16 protein-coding genes are annotated in these 20,678 nt (G+C 73.4%); 3 read left to right on the top strand and 13 right to left on the bottom strand.

Features of this window, described 5'->3' with window-relative positions; translation table 11 throughout:
* Positions 1–205 precede the first annotated feature (205 nt).
* Genes ACFXMG_RS09275 through rsmH form a run of 10 tightly spaced genes read right to left on the bottom strand, consistent with a single transcriptional unit; the run spans position 206 to position 12,560 of the window.
* Entirely contained in the window at positions 206–1,009 is an 804-nt protein-coding gene (locus tag ACFXMG_RS09275) for a cell division protein FtsQ/DivIB (RefSeq protein WP_383822478.1), read from the bottom strand.
* 25 nt (positions 1,010–1,034) lie between these two features.
* Positions 1,035–2,129: an undecaprenyldiphospho-muramoylpentapeptide beta-N-acetylglucosaminyltransferase gene (gene murG, locus ACFXMG_RS09270; RefSeq protein WP_362174313.1), complete on the bottom strand. Its 1,095-nt coding sequence runs from the start codon at positions 2,127–2,129 to the stop codon at positions 1,035–1,037.
* 6 nt (positions 2,130–2,135) lie between these two features.
* The gene (gene ftsW / locus ACFXMG_RS09265) at positions 2,136–3,476 is read right to left on the bottom strand and encodes a putative lipid II flippase FtsW (protein ID WP_383822481.1); all 1,341 of its coding nucleotides are present in this window, start codon (positions 3,474–3,476) and stop codon (positions 2,136–2,138) included.
* A 55-nt stretch (positions 3,477–3,531) separates the two neighbouring features.
* A complete protein-coding gene (gene murD / locus ACFXMG_RS09260) occupies positions 3,532–4,971 on the bottom strand; it encodes a UDP-N-acetylmuramoyl-L-alanine--D-glutamate ligase (protein ID WP_383822483.1) in 1,440 nt (479 codons plus the stop codon).
* Positions 4,953–6,023 (bottom strand): phospho-N-acetylmuramoyl-pentapeptide-transferase, encoded by a 1,071-nt coding sequence (gene mraY / locus ACFXMG_RS09255; protein ID WP_376600954.1) that lies wholly within the window; start codon positions 6,021–6,023, stop codon positions 4,953–4,955. Before mraY ends, murD begins: the two co-directional genes overlap by 19 nt.
* Positions 6,020–7,444 carry a UDP-N-acetylmuramoyl-tripeptide--D-alanyl-D-alanine ligase gene (murF, locus tag ACFXMG_RS09250; protein ID WP_383822486.1) on the bottom strand — a complete coding sequence of 475 codons (1,425 nt, stop codon included), beginning with the start codon at positions 7,442–7,444 and terminating at the stop codon, positions 6,020–6,022. The genes mraY and murF overlap by 4 nt, the downstream gene beginning before the upstream one ends.
* A gap of 4 nt (positions 7,445–7,448) precedes the next feature.
* A complete protein-coding gene (locus ACFXMG_RS09245; RefSeq protein ID WP_383822488.1) occupies positions 7,449–9,107 on the bottom strand; it encodes a UDP-N-acetylmuramoyl-L-alanyl-D-glutamate--2,6-diaminopimelate ligase in 1,659 nt (552 codons plus the stop codon).
* A gap of 18 nt (positions 9,108–9,125) precedes the next feature.
* The gene (locus ACFXMG_RS09240) at positions 9,126–11,132 is read right to left on the bottom strand and encodes a peptidoglycan D,D-transpeptidase FtsI family protein (protein WP_384119974.1); all 2,007 of its coding nucleotides are present in this window, start codon (positions 11,130–11,132) and stop codon (positions 9,126–9,128) included.
* A 7-nt stretch (positions 11,133–11,139) separates the two neighbouring features.
* On the bottom strand, positions 11,140–11,607 hold the full coding sequence (locus ACFXMG_RS09235; RefSeq protein WP_383830307.1) for a septum formation initiator family protein: 468 nt from the start codon (positions 11,605–11,607) through the stop codon (positions 11,140–11,142).
* Positions 11,604–12,560, bottom strand: a complete 957-nt coding sequence (gene rsmH, locus ACFXMG_RS09230) for a 16S rRNA (cytosine(1402)-N(4))-methyltransferase RsmH (protein ID WP_376603664.1) — start codon at positions 12,558–12,560, stop codon at positions 11,604–11,606. Before rsmH ends, ACFXMG_RS09235 begins: the two co-directional genes overlap by 4 nt.
* A 536-nt stretch (positions 12,561–13,096) precedes the next feature.
* Between rsmH and ACFXMG_RS09225 the strand changes: the two genes are divergently transcribed.
* Genes ACFXMG_RS09225 through ACFXMG_RS09215 form a run of 3 tightly spaced genes read left to right on the top strand, consistent with a single transcriptional unit; the run spans position 13,097 to position 17,849 of the window.
* Entirely contained in the window at positions 13,097–14,113 is a 1,017-nt protein-coding gene (locus ACFXMG_RS09225) for an AAA family ATPase (RefSeq protein ID WP_383830310.1), read from the top strand.
* The gene (locus tag ACFXMG_RS09220; RefSeq protein WP_383830313.1) at positions 14,113–15,492 is read left to right on the top strand and encodes a DUF58 domain-containing protein; all 1,380 of its coding nucleotides are present in this window, start codon (positions 14,113–14,115) and stop codon (positions 15,490–15,492) included. The genes ACFXMG_RS09225 and ACFXMG_RS09220 overlap by 1 nt, the downstream gene beginning before the upstream one ends.
* Complete coding sequence (locus tag ACFXMG_RS09215; RefSeq protein ID WP_383830316.1) at positions 15,489–17,849, top strand: transglutaminaseTgpA domain-containing protein; 2,361 nt, start codon at positions 15,489–15,491, stop codon at positions 17,847–17,849. The genes ACFXMG_RS09220 and ACFXMG_RS09215 overlap by 4 nt, the downstream gene beginning before the upstream one ends.
* Positions 17,850–18,563: 714 nt before the next feature.
* On the opposite strand, the gene ACFXMG_RS09210 is transcribed toward ACFXMG_RS09215, so the two are convergent.
* From ACFXMG_RS09210 to ACFXMG_RS09200, 3 genes are all read right to left on the bottom strand, one after another.
* Complete coding sequence (locus ACFXMG_RS09210) at positions 18,564–18,974, bottom strand: DUF3040 domain-containing protein (RefSeq protein WP_383830319.1); 411 nt, start codon at positions 18,972–18,974, stop codon at positions 18,564–18,566.
* A 274-nt stretch (positions 18,975–19,248) separates the two neighbouring features.
* On the bottom strand, positions 19,249–20,037 hold the full coding sequence (locus ACFXMG_RS09205; protein ID WP_383830322.1) for a class I SAM-dependent methyltransferase: 789 nt from the start codon (positions 20,035–20,037) through the stop codon (positions 19,249–19,251).
* Between the two features lie 66 nt (positions 20,038–20,103).
* Positions 20,104–20,577: an SAV_6107 family HEPN domain-containing protein gene (locus ACFXMG_RS09200; RefSeq protein ID WP_383830325.1), complete on the bottom strand. Its 474-nt coding sequence runs from the start codon at positions 20,575–20,577 to the stop codon at positions 20,104–20,106.
* Positions 20,578–20,678: the final 101 nt, after the last annotated feature.

Below are 20,678 nucleotides of genomic sequence, written 5' to 3'. Positions count from 1 at the left end.
ATGGGGTGGTCCGGACGCCGACCCCAACCCTAACGTTGAAGTTTAGGGTTACCAGTGTCTCTGTTCGCTGGACTCTCCGAACAGGACACTAAGTCGACGAGTGGCGCGCGTTCAACGAACACGCCGAACCTCCCGTTTTTCTTTTCACCCTATGTGATCACCCGTAGCGCTGGCCAACCAGGGTGCTGGCCAGCGCCGATGCGCGTCAACTCCCCGACGAGGCGGGCGCGCTGGGGGCACTTACGTCGAAGTGCCCCGCTTTGGGGGTCGCCTTCATGAGAGCGACGAGCACCCGGGCCTTGGCGGGCCCGTGTTCGGCGCTGCCCCAGAAGACGGTGCGATCCCGGGTCAGCTCCAGAGTGACGGAGTCGTACGAGGAGAGGCGTACGACACGAGTGTCCTTCGCGATCGCGTCCGGGAGTTCACTCCGTACGCGCACCGCCTCGGCCAGCAGACGGTCCGCGTCGAAGCGCCGCAGGCTGGGCGAAGCCGCCGCGTCGAGGACGAGGCGCGGCACTCCGCGCGGCGGGGTGGTGACGGTCGCGAACGGGACGGCGGCGGAGTCCACTTCGGTGAATGATCCGTTTTTCTCCAGAAGGAGCACGGGTTTCCGTTCGGTCACCTCGATCCCGATTCCGTGCGACCAGGACCGGAACACGTCGACCGAGCCGATGCGGGGCAGTTCCTCCCGGAGGCGGGCCTCGATCGCGTCGGTGTCGACGGTGACCAGCGGGGCGCCGACCGGGACGGCGGCGACGGCCTCGACCTGGGCCGTGGTGAGCACCGCCGTGCCCGAAGTCTTCACACGTTCCACACGGAACCAGGTGGAGCCGTAGAGGGCCCAGACCGTGCCGCCGGCGAGCAGGAGCACGCCGACGGCGATCAGGGCGAGGCGCAGTCCGGTCGGGCGGAAGCGTCCGCCCGCGCCCTCCGGCCGGGGCTGCCGGTCCGACGATCCCTGCCGCTTCTCGGTGCCGCTCTTCTCCGCGGTCGTCGGTCCGGCTGCCACGCGCGCCTCTTCCCTCGGTCCCCCGCTACGCCTGTCGGCGGGCGGCGATCGCCTCGTACACCATGCCGACGAGCAGGTCGTCGGCGTCGCGCCGGCCGAACTCCGAGGCGGCGCGGGACATCTCGTACAGCCGGTGCGGATCGGCCAGTACGGGCAGGACGTTGGCCTGCACCCACTGCGGCGACAGTTCCGCGTCGTCGACGAGGAGTCCGCCGCCGGCCTTCACCACCGGCTGCGCGTTGAGCCGCTGTTCGCCGTTGCCGATGGGCAGCGGGACGTAGGCGGCGGGCAGTCCGACGGCGGAGAGCTCGGCGACGGTCATGGCGCCGGCGCGGCAGAGCATCATGTCGGCCGCGGCGTACGCGAGATCCATCCGGTCCACGTACGGTACCGGCACGTACGGCGGCATTCCGGGCATGTTGTCGACGCGCGGCACCTCGTTCTTCGGGCCGACCGCGTGCAGGATCTGGATGCCGGAGCGCTGGAGCACCGGGGCGATCTGCTGGATGACCTCGTTGAGCCTGCGGGCGCCCTGGGAGCCGCCGGAGACCAGCAGCGTCGGCAGGTTGGGGTCGAGGCCGAAGGCGGCGCGCGCCTCGGGCCTGACCCGGGCCCGGTCGAGGGTGGCGATGGTGTGCCGCAGCGGGATCCCGATGTAACGGGCGTTGCGGAGCTTGGAGTCCGGGGTGGCGACGCCGACCCCGGCCGCGTACCGGGAGCCGATCTTGTTGGCCAGGCCGGGCCGGGCGTTGGCCTCGTGGACCACGATCGGGACGCCGAGGCGCTTGGCGGCGAGGTAGCCGGGCAGCGCCACGTAACCGCCGAAGCCGACCACGCAGTCCGCCTTGGTGCGCTCCAGGATCTGCTCGGCGGCCTTGATGGTGCCGCGCAGGCGTCCGGGGACGGTGATCAGCTCCGGGGTGGGCTTGCGGGGCAGCGGTACGGCGGGGATGAGCGCCAACTCGTAGCCCCGCTCGGGCACGAGCCGGGTCTCCAGGCCCTTCTCCGTGCCCAGCGCCGTGATGCCCACGCTCGGGTCCTGCCTGCGCAGGGCGTCCGCGAGGGCGAGCGCCGGCTCGATGTGACCGGCGGTCCCCCCGCCGGCGAGTACGACATGCACCGAAATTCACCGCTCTCCGGACGGGCGCTTCTTGACGCGCCGTCGCATCGACTTCCATCTCACCCCGGCCCGCTTGCCCCAGCCGGGGCGGCGCATGGCCAGGGCCGCTTTCGCGGCGGGTTCCTGTCGCGCGAAGGCGATCAGGAGCCCGACGGCGAACATGGTCGGCAGCAGGGCCGACCCCCCGTACGAGAACAGCGGGAGCGGGACGCCGGCGATCGGCAGCAGACCGAGCACCGCACCGATGTTGACCACGGCCTGCGCCGTGATCCAGGTGGTCACGCCTCCCGCGGCGAATCTCACGAAGGGGGTCTCCGTGCCTCCGGCCACGCGGATACCCGCATAGCCTAGGGCCGCGAACAGGGCGAGCACCGACAGCGTCCCCGCGAGGCCCAGTTCCTCACCGGTCACCGCGAAGATGAAGTCGGTGTGCGCTTCGGGCAGTTGGCCCCATTTTTCCACACTCGCACCGAGCCCGGAACCGAACCATCCGCCCGATGCCAGAGCATAGATTCCGTGCGCGGCCTGGAGGCACGGGGCCCCCTCACCACCCGGATCGGTGGCGCCGATGCACTGGAATCGACGCATCCGGTTGTCGCTGGTCCTGATGAGCAGCACGCCGATCGACCCGGCCACCGCCAGCACGCCCACGAAGAGGCGGGTGGGGGCGCCGGCCGTCCACAGCAGTCCGAAGAGGATCGCGGTGAGGATGATCGCGGTGCCCATGTCGCCGCCGAGCATGATCAGCCCGAGCAGCATGAACGCCCCCGGCACCAGCGGCACGAGCATGTGCTTCCACTGGGTGAGGAGTTTCATGTCCTGCTTGCGGGCGAGCAGGTCGGCGCCCCACAGGATCAGCCCCAGCTTGCCGAACTCGCTGGGCTGGAGCATGAACGGGCCGCCCAGCGAGATCCAGTTCTGGTTGCCGCCGACGGAGTGCCCTATCCCCGGGATCTGGACGAGCACCATGAGGAAGACCGCGCCCACCAGGATCGGGTAGGCGAGCGCCCGGTGCAGCTTGACCGGCATCCGCGAGGCGACGAGGAGCAGTCCGGTGCCCAGGAGGGCGGCGAAGAACTGCTTGCGGAAGAAGTAGGACGGCACCAGCTCGTAGCGGAGCGCCGTGATCATCGAGGCCGAGTAGACCATCACCAGGCCGAGGGTGGTGATGAGCAGCCCCGCGCCGATGATCACGTAATACGCCGTCAGTGGCCGGTCCCAGGCCCGTTGCGCCCGCGTGAAGAGCCCGCGCACGCCGCCGCCGCGCGCCCCCCTCGGGGTCGCCGGCGCCCGCCCTCCGCCCGGTCGGGCGGAGGGTCTGCGTGTCCCGGCGATCTTGCTCGGCATGGTCGCTGCCCCCTCCGGTCAGGCCCGGTACGGCCGGACCCTCACTCTGGTCGGGTCAGGCGTCCCCGGTGGCGGCGAGGGCGCGGACCGCGTCCGCGAACGCCTCGCCCCGCTTGTTGTAGTTGGTGAACATGTCCATCGAGGCGCAGGCCGGGGCCAGGAGGACGGTGTCCCCCGGGCGGGCGAGCCGGGCCGCCTCGCGGACCGCCTCGGACATCGCCCCAGTGTCGGTCCGGTCGAGGTCCACCACGGGTACCTCCGGGGCGTGTCGCGCCAGGGCTTCGCGGATCAGCGCGCGGTCCGCGCCGATCAGGACGGCCCCGCGCAGCCGCTTCGCGGACTTCTCCACCAGCTCGTCGAAGGTGGCGCCCTTGGCGAGTCCGCCGGCGATCCAGACGATCGGGTCGTAGGCGGCCAACGAGGCTTCGGCGGCGTGGGTGTTGGTGGCCTTGGAGTCGTCGACGTACGTCACGCCCTCGACCTCCTCGACCAGTTCGATCCGGTGCGGGTCGGGGCGGAAGGCCCTCAGCCCGTCGCGTACGGCCCCCGGCTCGACGCCGAAGGCGCGGGCGAGGGCGGCCGCGGCGAGCGCGTTGGCGATGTTGTGCGGGGCCGGCGGCTGCACGTCGGCGACCTCGGCGAGCTCCTGGGCGTTCTTCTGCCGGTTCTCGACGAAGGCCCGGTCGACGAGGATGCCCTCGACGACGCCGAGCTGGGAGGGGCCGGGGGTGCCGAGGGTGAAGCCGATCGCGCGGCAGCCCTCCTCGACGTCGGCCTCGCGGACCAGGTCCTCGGTGAGCCTGTCCGCGACGTTGTAGACGCAGGCGACCTGGTTGCCCTCGTAGATCCGGCCCTTGTCGGCGGCGTACGCCTCCATCGAGCCGTGCCAGTCGAGGTGGTCGGGCGCCAGGTTGAGCACCGCGGCGGAGTGGGCGCGTACCGAGGGAGCCCAGTGCAGCTGGTAGCTGGAGAGCTCCACGGCGAGCACGTCGTACGTCTCCTCGCCGAGGACGGCGTCGAGGAGCGAGACGCCGATGTTGCCGACGGCGGCGGTCCGCAGCCCGGCGGCCTCCAGGATGGAGGCGAGCATCCGGGTCGTGGTGGTCTTGCCGTTGGTGCCGGTGATCGCCAGCCACGGGGCCGCGTCGGGACCCCGGAGTCGCCAGGCCAGTTCGACGTCGCCCCAGATCTCCACGCCCGCCTCGGCGGCGGCCCTGAAGAGCGGCTTGTCCGGCTGCCAGCCGGGGGTGGTGACGACCAGCTCGGTGCCGGCCGGCAGGGTCGCCCCGTCACCGAGGCGGACGGTGATGCCCTCCGCCTCCAGCGCGGCGGCCTGCGTCCGGGAGCGCTCGTCGTCGCCGTCGTTGACGACGGTCACCACGGCGCCCCGGGCGGCCAGGGCGCGGGCGGCCGGGATGCCGGACACCCCGAGACCCGCGACCGTGACGTGCTTGCCCTGCCAGTCCAGCTCTTCGCTCACTTGTCGGCTGCCCATCCGGCGTAGAAGAGGCCCAGGCCCACGATGACGCACATGCCCTGGATGATCCAGAACCGGACGACGACCAGGACCTCGGACCACCCCTTGAGTTCGAAGTGGTGCTGGAGGGGGGCCATCCGGAAGACGCGCTTGCCGGTCATCTTGAACGAGCCGACCTGGATGACCACGGACATCGTGATCAGCACGAACAGGCCGCCGAGCAGCGCGAGCAGCAGCTCCGTGCGGGAGCAGATGGCGAGACCGGCGAGCGCGCCGCCGAGCGCGAGGGAGCCGGTGTCACCCATGAAGATCTTGGCGGGCGAGGTGTTCCACCACAGGAAGCCGAAACAGGCGCCCATGAGCGCGGAGGCCACGACCGCGAGGTCCAGCGGGTCGCGGACCTCGAAGCAGGCGCTCGGGTTGGTGAGGGTCAGCGCGTTGGCGCAGGACTCCTGGAACTGCCACAGCCCGATGAAGGTGTAGGCGCCGAAGACCATCACGGACGCGCCGGTGGCCAGGCCGTCCAGACCGTCCGTCAGGTTCACGCCGTTGGACATGGCCAGGATCATGAAGAGCGCCCAGACCACGAAGAGGACCGGGCCGATCGACCAGCCGAAGTCGGTGATGAAGGAGAGCCGCTCGGAGGCCGGGGTGAGCCCGCGCAGGTCCGCGAACTGGAGCGAGAGCACCGCGAAGGCGATGCCGACGATGAGCTGGCCGGCCATCTTCGCCTTGGCCCGCAGGCCCAGCGAACGCTGCTTGACGATCTTGATGTAGTCGTCGAGGAAGCCGACCAGGCCCATGCCGGTCATCAGGAACAGCACCAGGACGCCCGAGTACGTCGGGTCCTCGCCGGTGATGACCTTGGCAAGCGCGTACGCGATGAGCGTGGCCAGGATGAAGGAGATGCCGCCCATGGTGGGCGTGCCCTTCTTCCCGGCGTGACCGCGCGGGCCGTCGTCCCGGATGAACTGCCCGTATCCCTTGCGGGCGAGCAGCTTGATGAGCAGCGGGGTGCCGATCAGGGTCAGGAAGAGGCCGATGGCCCCCGCGAAGAGGATCTGCCTCATCGGCCCGATACCTCGCCCTCACCGTCGAGCAGCGCCAGGGCGACCTGCTCCAGACCGACCGAGCGGGACGCCTTCACCAGGACCACGTCCCCCGGGCGCAGCTCCCTGCGCAACAGGTCGACAGCCGCCTGCGCGTCGGACACGTGCACCGACTCCTCACCCCACGAACCCTCGTTATAGGCGCCCAGTTGCAGCCAGGACGCTTCCCTGTCCCCGACCGCGACGAGCTTGCTGACGTTGAGCCGGACGGCGAGCCGTCCGACCGCGTCGTGCTCGGCGAGCGACGCGTCACCGAGCTCGGCCATCTTGCCGAGCACCGCCCACGTGCGGGCCCCGCGGGCCTGTCCGGCCCTGCCCATGGCCGCGAGCGCGCGCAGGGCGGCTCGCATGGACTCGGGGTTCGCGTTGTAGGCATCGTTGACGATCGTCACGCCGTCCGGACGCTCGGTGACCTCCATGCGCCAGCGCGAAAGGGAGCCGGCCTCGGAGAGCGCGGTGGCGATCTCCTGGACAGGCATGCCCAGCTCGTGCGCGACGGCGGCCGCTGCGAGCGCGTTCGACACGTGGTGCTCACCGTACAGGCGCAAGGTCACGTCGCTGCACCCGGTGGGTGTGTGAAGCCGGAAAGAAGGCCGCCCGGCGTCGGTGAGGTGGACGTTCTCGGCACGTACGGCCGCTTCGTCCGCTTCGCCGAAGAGGATCACGCGGGCCTTGGTGCGGCTCGCCATCGCGCGGACGAGCGGGTCGTCGGCGTTGAGGACCGCCACTCCCCCGTCCTCGGCGGACGGCAGCGACTCGACCAGCTCGCCCTTGGCCTGGGCGATCTGCTCGCGTCCGCCGAACTCGCCGATGTGGGCGGTGCCCACGTTGAGGACGAGCCCGATCCGGGGCGGGGTGAGCCCGGTCAGGTAGCGGATGTGGCCGATGCCGCGGGCGCCCATCTCCAGGACGAGGTGCCGGGTCTCCCCGGTGGCCTTGAGCGCGGTGAGCGGCAGGCCGATCTCGTTGTTGAGGGAGCCGGGCGTCCAGACGGTGGGCGCGTGGCTGTCCAGGACCTGGGCGATCAGGTCCTTGGTGGAGGTCTTGCCTGCCGAGCCGGTGAGGGCGACGACATCGGTGCCGAGCCGCTCGACGACCGCGCGGGCGAGGGCGCCCAGCGCGGCCTGCACGTCGTCCACGACGATCGCGGGGACGCCGACGGGGCGGGCGGCGAGCACGGCCGTCGCGCCCGCGCCGACGGCGCGCTCCGCGTAGTCGTGGCCGTCGACGCGCTCCCCGGCGAAGGCGGCGAAGAGGCTGCCGGGCTTCACCTCACGGGAGTCGATGACGACGGGCCCGGTGATCCGGGCGCCCGGATCCGGTATGTCGTGCGCCTGCCCGCCGACGATTTCGGCGATCTCGGCGAGGGAGAGGGCGATCACTGCTTCATCCCTGACTGTTCTGGTGACGGTGTTCGATCGCGGCGCGGAGGACCTGGCGGTCGTCGAACGGACGGACCTGCCCGGCGATCTCCTGGCCCTGTTCGTGGCCCTTGCCGGCGATCAGGACGGTGTCGCCCGGCCTGGCGCGGGCGACGGCGGCCGCGACGGCGGCGGCCCGGTCGGGTTCGACCAGGACGTCGCCGCGCTCCTCGGCGGGCACCTCGGCGGCGCCCGCGAGCATCGCGGTGAGGATCGCGAGCGGGTCCTCGGAGCGGGGGTTGTCGGAGGTCAGTACGGCGGTGTCGGCGAGCCGGGCCGCGGCGGCGCCCATGGGGCCGCGCTTGGTGGTGTCCCGGTCGCCGCCGCAGCCGATGACCACGTGCAGCCGGCCCTCGGTGACCTCGCGCAGCGAGCGCAGGACCGATTCGACGGCGTCGGTCTTGTGCGCGTAGTCGACGACGGCGAGGTACGGCTGGCCGGCGTCGACGCGCTCCAGGCGGCCGGGGACGCCGGGGACGGCGGCGATGCCGTCGGCGGCGGTCCGCGGGTCGAGCCCGGCGGTGGCGAGGGTCGCGAGGGCGCCGAGGGTGTTGGCGACGTTGAAGGGGCCGGGCAGCGGGGCGGTGGCGGGGATCCGTACGCCTCCGGGGCCGACGGCCGTGAAGGTGGATTCGGCGGCGCCCAGGACGACGTCCTCGGCGCGCCAGTCGGCGTCGGCGCGGCCCCCGGCGGAGAAGGTGACGACCGGGACGGGCGCCTCCTTCGCGAGCCGGCGGCCGTACTCGTCGTCGGCGTTGACGACGCCGACGCGGCAGCGCTCCGGGGTGAAGAGGATCGCCTTGGCCCGGAAGTAGTCCTCCATGTCGGAGTGGAACTCCATGTGCTCCGGGCTGAGGTTGTTGAAGACGGCGACGTCGAAGACGCAGCCGTCGACCCGGCCGAGCACGAGGGCGTGGCTGGAGACCTCCATGGCGACGGCCTCGACGCCCCGCTCGCGCATGACGGCGAAGAGGGCCTGGAGGTCGGTGGCCTCGGGGGTGGTGCGCTCCGACTTGATGCGCTCGTCGCCGATGCGCATCTCGACGGTGCCGACGAGGCCGGTGTGCTTCCCGGCGCCGCGCAGTCCGCCCTCGACGAGGTAGGCGGTGGTGGTCTTGCCGGAGGTGCCGGTGATGCCGATCTGGAGGAGGTCCGCGCCGGGGCGGCCGTAGATCTCGGCGGCGAGTTCGCCCATCCGGCCGCGCGGGTCCTCGACGACGAGGACGGGCAGGCCGGTGGCGGCGGCGCGGTCGGCTCCGGCCGGGTCGGTGAGGACCGCGACGGCGCCGAGTCCGGCCGCCTGGGCGACGTAGTCGGCGCCGTGCAGGCGGGCGCCGGCCAGGGCCGCGTACACGTCCCCGGGCCGTACCGCCCGGGAGTCGTGGGTGATGCCCGAGACCGCGACGTCCTGTGCGGCGTCGGGGGTCTCGGTGCCCAGCCGCCGCGCGAGCTCGCCCAGGGGTGTCGGGCGGGCCCGCTCCGGGCGGGGCGGGGTGGTTCGGGACTGGTCAGCGTGGGGCACGGCGGTGAGCGTACCGGGCTCACCCTGCGGGGGACCAAACGAGCCGCGGGCGTCGCCGGAGTTCGATTTCCGGTTCCCGGAGTGGGGGGTGATCGTCGTCACTGGTGGTGCTCCCGGGGGTCACGGGGTGGGTTCGAAGGTGACCGGCAGGCGGGGGGGCGCGCTGCCGGTGGGGGCCACGTGGAGGGTCTTGAGCGCGAACTCCATGACCTTCTTGTAGATGGGCCCGCAGATCTGGCCGCCGAAGTAGCTGCCCTTGGTGGGGTTCTGGATGGCGCAGTAGACGGTGACGCGGGGTTCGTCGGCGGGGGCGAAGCCGGCGAAGGAGGCGGTGTAGCCCTTGTAGCGGCCGAGTTCGGGGTCGACGCGGTTGGCGGTGCCGGTCTTGCCGGCGACGCGGTAGCCGGGGATGGCGGCCCTGGTGCCGGTGCCCTCCCGGTCGTCGACGACGGATTCGAGCATCTGGGCGAGGGTCTTGGCGGTCTTCTCGCTGACGACCCGGTTCTGTTCGGGCGCGGCGGCGGGGGTGAAGCGCCCGTCGGGGCCCTTGGTGCCGCGGACGAGGGTGGGTTCGATCCGTACGCCTCCGTTGGCGATGGTCGAGTAGACGGAGGCGGCCTGGAGGGCGTTGACGGAGAGGCCCTGGCCGAAGGGGATCGTGTACTGCTGCGAGGTGGACCAGTCCTCGGGCTTGGCGAGGATGCCGGGGGTCTCGCCGGGGAAGCCGAGGCCGGTGGGGCTGCCGATGCCGAAGCGGCGGAGGTAGCCGTCGAGGATCCGGTTGGACTCGGCCTGGTCCTTGCCGAGCTGGCCGGTGGCGAGGATGGTGCCGATGTTGCTGGACTTGGCGAGGACGCCGTTGAGCGTCAGGTACCAGGTCTTGTGGTCGATGTCGTCCTTGAAGAGCCGGTCGCCGCGGTGGAGCCGGTTGGGGACGGTGACGTGGGTGTCGGGGGTGGCCTTGCCCTCCTCCAGGACGGCGGCCATGGACATGACCTTGCTGGTGGAGCCGGGCTCGTAGGCGTCCTGGAGGGAGGCGTTGCCCATGTCGGCGGCGTCGGCGGCGGAGAGGTCGTTGGGGTCGAAGCCGGGGGCGTTGGCCATGGCGAGGACCTCGCCGGTGCGGGTGTCCTGGACGATGACGTAGCCGCGGTCGGCCCTGGACTTCTCGACCTGTTCGCTGATGGCCTGCTGGGCGGCCCACTGGATGTCCCGGTCGATGGTGAGCTCGATGTCGGAGCCGGGGACGGCGGGGGTGCCCTGGGAGCCGGCGGTGGGGACCTGCCGGCCGCCGGAGGCGGTGAAGCGGATCTTCCCGTCCCGGCCGGCGAGTTCGGGGTCGAGCATGGACTCCACGCCGCCGGCGCCGCGGCCCTCGGCGTTGACGTAGCCCAGTATCCCGGCGCCGAGTCCGCCGTTGGGGTAGACCCGCTTGGTGCTGGGCTCGCTGAGGACGCCGCCGAGCAGGTTGACGCCGGTGCCGCCGGTGGCCTGGGCCTTCTGCGCGTAGACCTTCTTCAGGTCCTTGATCTGGTTCCAGACCTGGGGGGTCTGCTTGCGGGCGAGCAGGGTGTAGCGGGACTTGGGGGTACGGAGCTTCTCGGCCAGGTCCGCGGGTTCCCGGCCCAGGATCGGGGCGAGGAGGGCGGCCGCCTGTTCGGGCGCGTCGCGGACCTTGGACTCCTCGGGGGTGAAGAGCTTCGGGTCGGCGGTGATGTCGTAGGCGTCGACGCTGGTGGCGAGGGCGATGCCGTTGCGGTCGGTGATCTCGCCGCGCTCGGCGGAGAGCGTGTACTCCTGGAAGCGGTACTTGTCGGCCTTGGCCGCGTACGCGCTGGCGTCGACGGCCTGGACCTGGAGCAGCCGCACCACGAAGACCAGCATGACGAGGGTGAGGCCGAGGGAGATCAGGCGCAGCCGGGGCCGGGGGCTGCCGAGCGTGATGGTGCGGGGCCTGCGGGCGGGCGGCCGGGGCGCGGGGCGGCGGGCGGCCGGGCGGGCGGCGGGCCGGGGGGTGCGGCCGCCGGCACCTGCCCGGGCGCCGGATCCCGCCGGTGCGGCGGGCCGGGGGCGGGCCGGGCGGGCGGGTCCGGGGACGCGGCGGCGCGGGGGCTCCTTCGAGGGCACTGCTCGGTCACCTGCCGGAGGTCGTGGGAGCGGTCTGGGTGGTTCCGGTGGCGGTCGGCTTCGGGGCGCGGGACGGCGTGCGGGAGGGCTTGGGGGACGGCTTGGGCGAGGCGGCGACGGTGGGCTCGCCGAGGACCTTGCCGTCGGGGCCGAGGAAGGCGGGGCTGCCGCCGGGGACCATGCCGAGCTCGCGGGCGCGGCGCTCCAGGGCGTCGGGGGCGGCGTTGGCGTCGACGTCGCGCTGGAGGGCCTGTTCCTCGTCGGTGAGCTCGGTGGTGCGGTCCTTGAGCTCGCGCAGCTCGAAGGAGCCCTGGTTGAGGGCGGAGTTCAGCAGCAGCAGCGTGATGAGGCCGCCGCCGAGGAGGAGGACGACGAGCAGGACGAAGGGGGTGCGGGCGGCCGTGCTGGGTCCGGACGGCATCAGCCGTCCGAGCCGCGCGGCCCGGCCTTTGAGCGGCCCCCTCGCCGTGCTCACAGCACGTCCTCCCGGATGCGCTCGACGCCCCGGAGCCGGGCGGGGGCGGCCCGGCGGTTCTCGGCCACCTCCTCCTCGGTGGGGAGTTCGGCGCCGCGCGTGAGGAGCTTGAGGCGGGGCTGGTACTTCTCGGGGACGACCGGGAGGCCGGGCGGGGCGGTGGTGGCCGCGCCCGCCGCGAAGACCTGTTTCACCAGCCGGTCCTCCAGGGAGTGGTACGAGAGGACGGCGACGCGGCCGCCGACGGCGAGGGCCTTCACGGCGGCCGGGATGGCCCGTTCCAGGACGCTCAGCTCGCCGTTGACCTCGATGCGCAGGGCCTGGAAGGTGCGCTTGGCGGGGTTGCCGCCGGTGCGCTTGGCCGCCTGCGGGAGGGCGTCGCGGATGAGTTCGACGAGCCGGGCGCTGTTGGTGAAGGGCTCCTTGTCGCGCTCGCGGACGACGGCGGAGACGATCCGCTTGGCCTGCTTCTCCTCGCCGTACGCGCGCAGGATGCGGACGAGTTCGCCGGCCGGGTAGGTGTTGAGGACCTCGGCGGCGCTCATGCCGGTCGTCTGGTCCATGCGCATGTCGAGCGGGGCGTCCTGCGCGTAGGCGAAGCCGCGGTCGGCCTCGTCGAGCTGCATGGAGGAGACGCCGAGGTCGAAGAGGACGCCGTCGGCCTTGTCGATGCCGAGCCGGTCGAGGACCTCGGGCAGTTCGTCGTAGACCGCGTGGACGAGGGTGGCGCGGTCCCCGTAGGGGGCGAGCCGCTCGCCGGAGAGGCGCAGGGCCTCCTTGTCGCGGTCGAGGGCGACGAGCCGGGCCTCGGGGAAGGCGCGGAGCAGGGCCTCGCTGTGTCCGCCGAGGCCCAGGGTGCAGTCGACGACGACCGCACCGGGGTTCTGGAGGGCAGGGGCCAACATGTCCAGGCACCGCTGGAGCATCACCGGGACGTGTCGGTCGTTGCTCAACGCACCCTCTCAGAACGGACGCGGGGGTACGGGGGCCGGGCTCCCGACCGCTCTGGGGTCGACACGCGGTCGACACGCGGTCGTCGGGCGCCCGGAGGGGCGCGTCGGCCGACCGGCGAGCGGGAGGGGCGAGCCGTGGGTACCGCCGCGCACACGGGGGAGAAACCGCCGCGAATCGCTCGATTGTCTCCATGGACTCCGCGTCACTCTAGTCCACGGACGGGGCCGGTCAATCAACCGGCTGGCGCGCCGCGCGGCGCCGCACACGGGCGCGGACATTCCGGGCGCTTCACCCGATCGGCGGCACCGGGCACCCGGGCACCGCGGGCGATCGACCCTGTGGAGAATGGTTCCGGCACCGGGCCGAGCACAACTTCCGCCACCACGTAAGACGACAAACACCGGCATTTCGCCCGCAGTTGTCCACAGGCGAGTGACACGGCCCGGCAATCCCAACAAGAATGCTCGGGTGACACCCCCCGTACATCCCACCGGGGGCAGGTGTCCGTGTTCCTGCAAGGCCGAGGAGGGCCGGGGTGACGACCTATGACGACCGAGCGAGCCTCACAGATCTGACCACCACCGCGGAGCGGGTCCGCGGTTCGGTGGAGAGCGTGATCGAGGGCAAGCCCGAGGTCGTACGTCTCGCGCTGACGGTGCTGCTCGCCGAGGGGCATCTCCTCATCGAGGACGTACCCGGTGTCGGCAAGACCATGCTCGCCAAGACGCTCGCGCGGTCCATCGACTGCTCGGTGCGCCGCATCCAGTTCACGCCCGACCTGCTGCCGTCGGATGTCACCGGCGTGTCGATCTTCGACCAGCAGCGGCGGGAGTTCGAGTTCAAGCCGGGCGCGATCTTCGCCCAGATCGTCATCGGCGACGAGATCAACCGGGCCTCGCCCAAGACGCAGTCCGCGCTCCTGGAGTCCATGGAGGAGCGCCAGGTCACGATCGACGGGCACACCTACGAGCTGCCCAGCCCGTTCATGGTCGTGGCCACCCAGAACCCGGTCGAGATGGAGGGCACCTACCCGCTGCCCGAGGCCCAGCGCGACCGCTTCATGGCCCGCGTCTCCATCGGGTACCCGAGCGCCGAGGCCGAGTTCCAGATGCTCGACGTGCACGGGGCGGTCAACCCGCTGGACGACCTCCAGCCGGTCGCCCACGCCCACGAGATCCTCAAGCTGATCGAGGCGGTCCGCTCGGTGCACGTCGCCGACGCCGTCCGGCGGTACGCGGTCGACGTCGTCGCCGCCACCCGCAACCACCCCGACCTGCGGCTGGGCGCGTCCCCGCGCGCCACGCTCCACCTGCTGCGGGCCGCCCGCGCCTCCGCCGCCCTCGCCGGGCGCGAGTACGTGCTGCCCGACGACCTCCAGGCGCTGGCCGTGCCGGTGCTCGCGCACCGGCTGCTGCCCACCGCGCAGGCCCAGCTCAACCGGCGCAACGCCGAGCAGGTCGTCCTCGACATCCTCCAGCGCACGCCCGTCCCGTCCGCGGCCCCGCCCGCCGGCCCGCCCTACGGCCGGCAGCCCGGGGGCCGGCAGCTGTGATGGCGACCCCCGCCGCACCCGAGGGGCCGCGGGCCGACGACCGCGCCGGCCCCCGGGCGGAGGACGGACGGGGCGGCCTGCGGGCCGCCCTCGGCGGTCTCACCACCCGCGGCCGGTCCTTCCTGGCCGCCGGGGCGGCCGCCGCCGTCTGCGCCTACGTGCTCGGCCAGGCCGACCTGCTCCGGGTCGGCCTGCTGCTCGCCGCCCTGCCGCTGATCTGCGCCTTCGTCCTGCACCGCACCCGCTACCGGGTCGCCACCTCCCGCCGGCTCACCCCGCAGCGGGTGGAGGCGGGCACCGAGGCCCGGGTCCAGCTCCGGATGGAGAACGTCTCCAAGCTCCCCACCGGGCTGCTCATGCTCCAGGACCACGTGCCGTACATGCTGGGACCCCGCCCCCGCTTCGTCCTCGACCGGGTCGAGGCCGGCGGCCGGCGCGAGGTCTCCTACCGGGTCCGCTCCGACCTGCGCGGCCGCTTCCCGCTCGGGCCGCTCCAGCTCCGGCTGAGCGACCCCTTCGGCATGTGCGAGCTCACCCGCTCCTTCCACGCGTACGACACCCTGACCGTCGTCCCGCGCACCACGGCGCTGCCGCCGGTCGGCCTCGGCGGCGAGGCGGCCGGATACGGAGAGGGCAGGCAGCGCACGCTGGCCCTCGCCGGCGACGACGACGTCATCCCGCGCGCCTACCGGCACGGCGACGACCTGCGCCGGGTCCACTGGCGCTCCACCGCCCGGTACGGCGAGCTGATGGTCCGCCGCGAGGAGCAGCCGCAGCGCTCCCACTGCACGGTCCTCCTCGACACCCGCCGGGTCGGCTACCAGGGCTCCGGCCCCGACTCGGCCTTCGAGTGGGCCGTCTCCGGCGCCGCCTCCGTCCTCACCCACATGCTGGAGCGCGGCTACGCGGTCCGGCTGCTCACCGACACCGGCTCCTCGGTCCCCGGCGAGGGCTCCGACGGCTACGCCGGCACGTCCGGCGCGGACTCCGTGGAGACGGCCGGACTGATGATGGACACCCTCGCGATCGTCGACCACTCCGACGGCGCCGGGCTCTCCCGCGCCTCGGACGTGCTGCGCACCGGGAGCGACGGGCTGCTCGTCGCCTTCCTCGGCGACCTCGACGAGGAGCAGGGAGCCCTGGCCGGCCGGATGCGCGGCCGGGCCGGACAGGCCGTCGCCTTCGTCCTGGACTCCGGCGGCTGGCTCACCGGCGGCGCCGTGGCCGGGGCCGTCGAGGCCCGGGTCCGGCAGTTGCGCGAGGCCGGCTGGACCGTCGTCTCCGTCCCGCCCGGGGCCCGGATGGCCGACGTCTGGCAGCAGGCCGCCGGGGCGCTGCGGGACTCCGCCGCCGCAGACAGCTACGGAGGATGGGCATGAGCGGGCGCACCCGCCTGACACTGGCCGCCTGGGCGGCCTCCCTGATGGCCGCCGGGGCGCTGCTGCCGCTGGTCCAGCCGGCCACCTGGATCTTCACCGCCGCCTTCCTGCTCGCCCTCCAGAGCGCCACCGGCCTGCTGTGCCGGCGGGTGCCGCTGGCCCGGCCGCTGACGGTCGGCGCGCAGCTGCTGGTCGGCGTCCTCGCGCTGACCGTGGTCTTCGCCCGGGAGCAGGCCCTCCTGGGCTTCCTGCCGGGGCCGCTCGCGATCCAGCGGATCGCCGAGCTGTTCCGGCTCGGAGCCGAGGACGTCGGCACCTACGCGATCCCCGCCCCGGACACCGACGGCATCCGGCTCATGCTGGTCGCCGGCGTGCTGGCGATCGGGCTGCTGGTGGACGTCCTGGCGGTCACCTTCCGCCGCGCCGCCCCGGCCGGTCTGCCCCTGCTCGCGCTGTACTCGGTGGCCGCCGGGCTCTCCGGGGGCGGCGCCGGGCGGCTCTGGTTCGTGCTCGCCGCCACCGGCTACCTCCTGCTGCTGCTCGCCGAGGGCCGCGACCGGCTCTCGGCCTGGGGCCGGGTCTTCGGCGGCGCCCAGCGCACCGGCCGGTCCGGCGCGCCCGTGGGCACCGGCGGGTCGGCCTTCGCGCCGGTCCGCACCGGCCGCCGGATCGGCGCCGTCGCCATGGGCACCGCCCTGGTGGTGCCGCTGGTCCTGCCCGGCTTCTCCGGCGGGCTGCTCGGCAACGGCGGCGGCTCGGGTCCCGGCGAGGGCGGCGGGAGCGGCGGCACCATCGCGGCCGTGAACCCGCTGGTCTCCCTCCAGGACAACCTGCGCCAGCCGGAGGACTTCGAGGTCCTGCGCTACCGGACCAACGCCCAGGACAACAGCGGGCTGTATCTGCGGCTGGTCTCCCTCGACCAGTTCGACGGCACCTCGTGGAAGTCCTCGGTGCGCCCGATCGAGGCCGTGCCGAAGGTGCTGCCCTGGCCCGACGGCCTCGCGCAGTCCGTCAGCACCTCCGAGGTGACCAGCAACTTCGTCGCCTCGGAGGGGTACGACCAGAAGTGGCTGCCGATGCCGTTCCCGGCCGCCCGGGTCGACATCGAGGGCCGCTGGCGGTTCGAGCCGGCCGGCCGGATGCTCGTCGGCGACGACAAGCAGACCACCAAGGGCGTCCGCTACCAGGTGACCAGCCTCGACGTGCAGCCCACGCGCGAGCAGCTCGCCGAGGCGGGCCCGGTGCCGGAGCAGCTGCGCCGCGAGTACACCAAGGTGCCGGGGAGTCTTCCCGCCGACGTGCGGGCGACGGCCCTGGAGGTCACCAAGGACGCGTCCAACGACTACGAGCGGGCGGTCCTGCTCCAGGACTGGTTCGCCGAGGACGGCGGCTTCCGGTACGACGTCGACGTGACGTCCGGGACGGGCACGCAGGCGATCTCCCGCTTCCTGAAGGACAAGGAGGGGTTCTGCATCCACTTCTCCTTCTCGATGGCGGCGATGGCCCGCACGCTGGGCATCCCGGCGCGGGTCGCGGTCGGCTTCATGCCGGGCACCAACCAGTCCGACGGCTCGGTGTCGGTCGGCATCCGTGACGCGCACGCCTGGCCGGAGCTGTACTTCGAGGGCGCGGGCTGGACCCGTTTCGAGCCGACGCCGTCGCGCGGCTCCACCCCGGCGTACACCCGTCAGGTGCCCCCGACCGGTGGTCCGACGGGTCCGGCACAGCCCTCGCAGTCGGCCTCCGCGCAGCCCTCGGCGGCGCCGAGCGCCTCGGAGAGCTGCCCGCCGGAGATGCGGCGCCTCGGCGAGTGCGGGCAGACCCCGGCGGCGGCGGACGATGCGTCCTCCGGTGGCGGTACGGACCTGCTGAAGGTGGCGGGTTGGACCCTCGCGGCCCTGCTGGTGCTGGCCCTCCCCTTCGTCCCGCTGCTGTGGCGGACCCGGGTCCGCGCCCGCCGGCTCGCCCCGTCGTCCGGGCCGCTGGCCGTGTGGCGGGAGATCGGCGACACGGCCTGGGACTACGGCCTCGAACCCGACGACGCGCAGACGCCGCGGCGGACGGCCGAGCGGATCGTCCGGGCGGGCGAGCTGTCCGGTGCGGCGGCGGAGTCGGTGCGGCGGGTGGCACGAGCGGTGGAGGAGGCTCTGTACGCGCCGTCACCGCGGGCGGCGCCGGGCCTGGGAGAGGACGCGGAGCGTATACGGGCCGGATTCCACGCCCAAGCCAAGCGCGGCGCCCGTCTCCGCGCCCTCCTCGCCCCCCGCTCAGCAGCCCGCCTCCACTGGTCCGCCTCCACCCACTGGACCACCCTAAAATCCCAAACGCCCCCCCGCTTCCGCCGCCGCAACCACTGACCCGGGGCGCCCAGCGCGGGCGGCCGGCGCCTCGGACGGCTGCACCCCCGTGCGGGCCCGCGCCCGTGCCGCACCCACCCCCGTGCGGGCCCGCGCCCGCAGGTCGGCGCCCTCCGCTGCACCCCCGTGCGGGCCCGCGCCTGCGGGACGGCGCCCTTCCCCTGCACCCCCGTGTGGGCATGCGTCCCGCTAGGGGCGGGACGGGTGGGCACACGGGACGGCGCCCCCTGCCGGGCCAAGGCTTCCCGCGCCTGAACCCGCACCCCTAGCGCGGTGCACAAGTGGTGCGGGTCAGGAACGTGTGCGGAGGCACCCGCGAAGGGTGCCGTTCCGTTGTGCCCACCCGTTCCGCCCCAGCGGAACGATTGCCCACAACGAAACGGTGCGGCGGCGGGTCCAGGCGCGGGGGTGGGCACCGCACCAGCGGAACGTATGCCCACAACGGAGCGGCGGCGCGGCTGCCCGCAGCGAAACGGCGGCGGCCGCGCGGGCTCGGGCGCGGGGGTGGGCACCGCGCCAGCGGGACGATTGCCCGCAACGGAGCGGCAGCGGGGCGCGGCAGTCCACAAGGGCGCGGCGGAGCGGGGGGCGGCACCGCCCTGGGGCGTGACTGGCCGCAATGAAACGGCGGGTTCGGGTATGACTGCGCCCCGCCGGGGCTCGGGGCCGGCGGGGCGGGGTCACGGGGGTGCGGGGTCTCCGCTCAGGGGGGCGTCAGTGGCCGCCGCCCTGCTGCTCGTCGCGGCGTCGCTGCCACCGCGCCTCGATCCGGTCCATCATGGAGCGTCGCGCCCGGGCCTGACGGCCACCTGCCGCCGTCCCACCCCTCGCCTGCTGCGGCTGCTCGCCCGGCTTCGGCGCCTTGCGCCAACCGGTGACCGCCAGGACCGCGCAGCCCAGCATGACGAGGAATCCCACCACGCTGATCCAGATCTGCTGTGCGACCATTCCGGCCATGAGGAGCGCGATACCCACCAGGAAGCCGGCGACTGCCTGATACACCCGTCGCCGGGTGTACGTGCGCAGCCCGCTTCCCTCGAGCGCTGTCGCGAACTTGGGGTCTTCGGCGTACAGCGCTCGCTCCATCTGCTCGAGCATTCGCTGCTCGTGCTCCGAGAGCGGCACGGAGTCCTCCTAGTCGTCGGTCGCGGGGGCGACCGGTTTGCGGCCCTTTCAGGATAGGCAGGGAATCGCCCCCGTGAAACCCGCCCTCAATGCCGATCTGCCAGTCCGGGCCGCCACGCGGTTCGGTTGGTGAGGCGTTGATTCCCCAGCCGTCCGCCCGTCATGCCGGATGGTTTCCCTCGATCATACGGCGCGAAGCCGCATATGGGGCGGCCTGTGGCAGAGCCGGGCCCGCACCACCGAACGGGTGGCGCGGCCCCGGAGTTCCACCGGATCAGGCGGGCTTCTCGGCGAGCACGTGGAGCTGGGTGGCGACGGCGTGGAACGCGGCCAGTTCGGCGGCGGCCGCCTCCAGCTTCAGGAGCGCCTCGGCGGCACCGGGCTCGGTGTCGACGAGCACGCCGGGCACGAGGTCGGCGAAGATCCGCACGCCGTGGACGGCGCTCACGGAGAGGCCCGCCTCCTCGGCCAGTCCGGTGAGCTGTTCGGCGGTGAAGCGCCGGGGCACGGGGTCGCCGGCGCCCCAGCGCCCGTCGGGGTCGGTGAGCGCGGTACGGGCCTCGGTGAAGTGTCCGGCGAGGGCGCGGGCGAGGACCGCGCCGCCGAGCCCGGCCCCGAGGAGGCTGAGCGCGCCGCCGGAGCGGAGCGCGGCCACCGTGTTCCGTACCCCTTCGGCCGGGTCGTCCACGTACTCCAGCACGCCGTGGCAGAGCACCGCGTCGTAGGCGCCGCGCTCGACCACGTCGAAGAGGCCGCGGACGTCGCCCTGGACGCCGGTCACCAGGTCGGCGACCCCGGCCTCGGCGGCGCGGCGCTCCAGCGCGAAGAGCGCGTTGGGGCTGGGGTCGACGACGGTGACGCGGTGGCCGAGGCGGGCCACCGGCACCGCGAAGTTGCCGGAGCCGCCACCGGTGTCGAGCACGTCCAGGGCGGGCTTCCCGGTGCTCCCGACCCGGCGGTCGAGGGCGTCTTTGAGGACGTCCCAGACGACGGCGGTACGCAGGGAGGCGCGCGACGGTCGGGACGACGCCTCACGGCCGAAGACAGAGGAAGGGTCCGGCACGGCTCTTGACTCCTCGGTGACGGGTACGGACGTCCCCACCCTATGGCCTCGGGGCCGCCGGGCGGATCAACCGGCGACCCCATCCGCCGGGGGCTGTCGGGGCAGCACCGGCTGGAGCACGAGCAGCCGCTCGACCAGGCGCAGGAAGTGGGCGGCGTCCCTGACCAGGTCGTCGGCCTCGCGCGGGGTCGCGGCGGCGGCGACCCCGGCCTCGGCGAGGGCCCGGCGCGGGGCCCCGGCGGCGAAGAGGGCGCTCCACTCGGTGAGCTCGGGCGCGAGCTGCGGCAGCAGCTCCCAGGCGCTCCTTATGGCCTGGCGCCGGCGGGTGCGGGGGACGGGGCGGGCGCGGGCGGCGAGGACGGCGGCCGCGGCGCGCAGGGCGGCGAGGTGCGCGGTGGCGTACCTCTCGTGGGGGCGGTCGAGGGCGGCGGCCTCGTCGAGCCCGGCGCGGGCCTTGGCGAGCAGGTCGAGGGCGGCGGGCGGGGCGCTGTTCCTGCGGGACACGGGGTGGACGTCGGCTGCTGCGAAAGGACTGGCCATAACGAGCCTCCTGTCGTCGGGTGACGGCCTTGTCGCCGTCTGTGTCCATCGTGAAGGCACCCACTGACAATCGCTCTGACCTGGGCTTTTGCCAGTAAGGC

The organism is Streptomyces sp. NPDC059201 (genome assembly GCF_042754585.1).
GTDB lineage: Bacteria > Actinomycetota > Actinomycetes > Streptomycetales > Streptomycetaceae > Streptomyces.
The sequence above is the reverse complement of the archived record's forward strand: the minus strand, read 5'-3'. Positions and strand labels throughout refer to the sequence as shown.

What these genes read in the sequence shown, in the direction of transcription:
- ftsW (WP_383822481.1), bottom strand. Translation starts at nt 3,476, where the DNA reads ATGCCGAGCAAGATCGCCGGGACACGCAGACCCTCCGCCCGACCGGGC.
- murD (WP_383822483.1), bottom strand. Translation starts at nt 4,971, where the DNA reads ATGGGCAGCCGACAAGTGAGCGAAGAGCTGGACTGGCAGGGCAAGCAC.
- mraY (WP_376600954.1), bottom strand. Translation starts at nt 6,023, where the DNA reads ATGAGGCAGATCCTCTTCGCGGGGGCCATCGGCCTCTTCCTGACCCTG.
- ACFXMG_RS09220 (WP_383830313.1), top strand. Translation starts at nt 14,113, where the DNA reads ATGGCGACCCCCGCCGCACCCGAGGGGCCGCGGGCCGACGACCGCGCC.
- ACFXMG_RS09215 (WP_383830316.1), top strand. Translation starts at nt 15,489, where the DNA reads ATGAGCGGGCGCACCCGCCTGACACTGGCCGCCTGGGCGGCCTCCCTG.
- ACFXMG_RS09200 (WP_383830325.1), bottom strand. Translation starts at nt 20,577, where the DNA reads ATGGCCAGTCCTTTCGCAGCAGCCGACGTCCACCCCGTGTCCCGCAGG.